The organism is Streptomyces sp. OR43 (genome assembly GCF_008042275.1).
Lineage (GTDB): Bacteria > Actinomycetota > Actinomycetes > Streptomycetales > Streptomycetaceae > Streptomyces.
Window position 1 is genome coordinate 1 of record NZ_RDBK01000069.1, and the last position, 3,028, is coordinate 3,028.

The window sequence follows — 3,028 nt, forward strand, 5'->3', positions numbered from 1 at the left end:
CCCGCCGCCTCATGCAGCGTCAGCCGCTCGACGCGCTCGTGCTCCGGATCCCCGAGCGCCGTCGCGACGACCAGGGTCCGCTCCTCGCTCCCGTACAGCAGCCCGGCGTCATCTGGACGCCGCCGCGCTTCCGGCGGGCGCCGGGCGGGTGGTGGTGGGGCCGCTGGCCCCGGCCCTCGACCGGATCGGGAAGCACCTCGCCGAGGACGACGGGGCACGGGTCGTGGTGCTGGCCTCCGGTGATCCGGGGTTCTTCGGGATCGTGCGGGCGCTGGCGGAACGGTTCGGGCCTGCGGCGCTCGACGTGCGGCCGGGGGCCCCGTCGATCGCGGTGGCGTTCGCCCGGCTGGGCCTGCCGTGGGACGACGCGGTCGTCGTGAGCGCGCACGGACGTGATCCGCGGACCGCGGTGAACGTGTGCTTCGCGCACCCGAAGGTCGCGGTGCTGACGGGGCCGGGCGCCGGGCCCGCCGAGCTGGCGGCCGGGCTGCTGTACGGGAGCGAGGAGCGGACCCTGGTCGTCGCGACGGCGCTCGGGGATCCGGAGCACGAGCGCGTCGAGCGGCTGACGCTGCATGAGGCGGCGGGCCGTGCGTGGCCCGATCCGGTGAGTGTGGTGCTGTGCCTGGACGAGTCGCGGGCCCTGTCCCCGGTCCGCACGGTGGCGGGTCCGGCGGTCTCCCCCGCCGGCTGGGCGCTGGCCGAGGCGGAGTTCGAGCACCGTGACTCGATGATCACGAAGTTCGAGGTGCGGGCGCTGGCGCTGGCCCGGCTCGGGCCGCGCACGGGTGATCTGGTGTGGGACATCGGCGCCGGTTCGGGTTCGGTGGCGGTGGAGTGCGCGCGGCTCGGCGCGGCCGCCGTGGCTGTCGAGAAGACGGCGGACGGAGTCGAGCGGATCCGGGCGAACGCCGCCGCGCACGGGGTGCACGTGAGGGCGGTGCACGGTGCCGCGCCCATAGTGCTGTCCGATCTGGCGGACCCGGACGCGGTGTTCATCGGCGGCGGCGGTCATGAGCTGCCCGCGATCGTGACGGCGTGCGCCCGGCGGGCCCGGCGGGCGGTCGTGGTCGCGGTGGCGGCCCTGGACCGGGTCGGGCCGGTGCGGTCGGCACTGGCCGCCGCCGGGCTGGAGCCCGAGGGTGTGCTGCTGCAGTCGTCGCGGCTGGCGCCCCTGCCCGGTGACGTGACCCGGCTCGCCGCGGCCAACCCGGTCTTTCTGCTGTGGGGCGTCCGCCCTCCGGCTGGTGCAAGTGAAGGAGCGAACCAGTGATCGGCCTGATCTCCGCTACGGCGGCGGGCGCCGTCGCCCGTGACCGGCTGGCCGCGGCCTGGCCCGGCCGTGCCGTGGTCTACGACGGTCCGGTGGGCGAGGCCGTGCGGCGGGCGTTCGGCGAGTGCGAGCAGCTGGTGTGCTTCCTCGCGACGGGGGCCGCGGTGCGGCTGGTCGCGCCGCTGCTCACGGACAAGACGGCCGACCCGGGTGTCGTCTGCGTCGACGAGGCGGGGCGCCACGCGGTGGCGCTGCTCGGCGGGCACGGCGGCGGGGCGAACGCCCTGGCGGTGGCGGTCGGTGAGGTGCTGGGCGCGGCGCCGGTGGTGACGACGGCGACGGACGCGGTGGGTGTGCCCGGTCTGGACATGCTGGGCCTTCCCGTGGAGGGGGACGTCGCCGGGGTGTCGCGGGCGATGCTGGACGGTGCTCCGGTGGCGTTGCGGGCGGACGCGGTACGGCCGTTGCCGGCCCTGCCGCCGAACGTGCGCCCCGGCGCGACCGGATCCGCGGTGCTGCACCTGACCGACCGGGTCGTGGAACTCGGTTCGCGGGAGGCCGTGTTGCGGCCGGCCTCGCTCGTCGTCGGGGTCGGTGCGTCCAGGGACGCTCCCGCGGACGAGGTGTGCGGGCTGATCCGGGACGCGCTGGCCGGGGCCGGTCTCTCACCGTTGAGCATCGCGGAGTTGGTGACCGTGGACGCGAAGGCGCAGGAGCCGGGGATCGTGGCCGCCGCGGCACGGCTCGGCGTGCCGCTGCGTACGTACCCGGCCGAGGAGCTGGCCCGGATCGAGGTCCCGCATCCGTCCGACGCGCCCCTCGCCGCGGTCGGCACGCCCTCGGTCGCGGAGGCCGCGGCGCTCGCGGGCGGCGGTGAACTCCTCGTACCGAAGCGGAAGTCGGCCCCCGAGGGGCGGGCGGCGATGGCCACGTGTGCGGTGGTGCGCCGGGCGCCCCGCGGGCGGCTCGCGGTCGTGGGGCTCGGGCCCGGGGCGCGCGACCTGCTGACGCCGCGGGCTCGCGACGAGCTGCGGCGGGCGTCGGTGCTGGTCGGGCTCGACCAGTACGTCGACCAGATCCGGGATCTGCTGCGGCCGGGTACGACGGTTCTGGAATCGGGCCTCGGGGCCGAGGAGGAGCGGGCCCGTACGGCGGTCGCCGAGGCGCGCAAGGGCCACGCGGTCGCGCTGATCGGCAGTGGTGACGCGGGGGTGTACGCGATGGCGTCGCCGGCGCTGGCCGAGGCGGGCGCCGACATCGACGTGGTGGGTGTGCCGGGGGTGACGGCGGCGCTGGCGGCGGCGGCGATCCTGGGCGCCCCGCTGGGCCACGACCACGTCTCGATCAGCCTCTCCGACCTGCACACTCCGTGGGAGGTCATCGAGCGCCGGGTCCGGGCCGCGGCCGAGGCCGACCTCATCGTGACGTTCTACAACCCGCGCAGCAGGGGCCGCGACTGGCAGCTCCCGAAGGCGTTGTCGATCCTGTCGGAACACCGGGATCCGGCCACTCCTGTCGGGGTCGTACGCAACGCCTCCCGGCCCGACGAGTCCAGCCGGGTGACCTCGCTCGCGGGCCTGGACCCGGCGGTCGTCGACATGATGACCGTCGTCACCGTGGGCAACACCGCCACCCGTGAGATCGCGGGCCGCATGGTCACCCCGCGCGGCTACCGATGGCAGTCGGCCACGGCCGCCACGGCGCCGGAGGCGGCTTCGTGAACCGGGCCGCCACCACCACCCCGTCCCCCAGCCC

At 76.3% G+C, this 3,028-nt stretch carries 1 protein-coding gene and 1 pseudogene; both read left to right on the forward strand.

Features of this window, described 5'->3' with window-relative positions; translation table 11 throughout:
• Positions 1 to 103: 103 nt before the first annotated feature.
• Positions 104 to 1,273 (forward strand): annotated as a pseudogene (cbiE, locus tag EAO72_RS40500) (precorrin-6y C5,15-methyltransferase (decarboxylating) subunit CbiE); the annotation flags it as partial.
• On the forward strand, positions 1,270 to 2,994 hold the full coding sequence (cobJ, locus tag EAO72_RS40505) for a precorrin-3B C(17)-methyltransferase (protein ID WP_148022391.1): 1,725 nt from the start codon (positions 1,270 to 1,272) through the stop codon (positions 2,992 to 2,994). The pseudogene cbiE and the gene cobJ, both read left to right, overlap by 4 nt.
• The last annotated feature ends 34 nt before the right edge of the window (positions 2,995 to 3,028 follow it).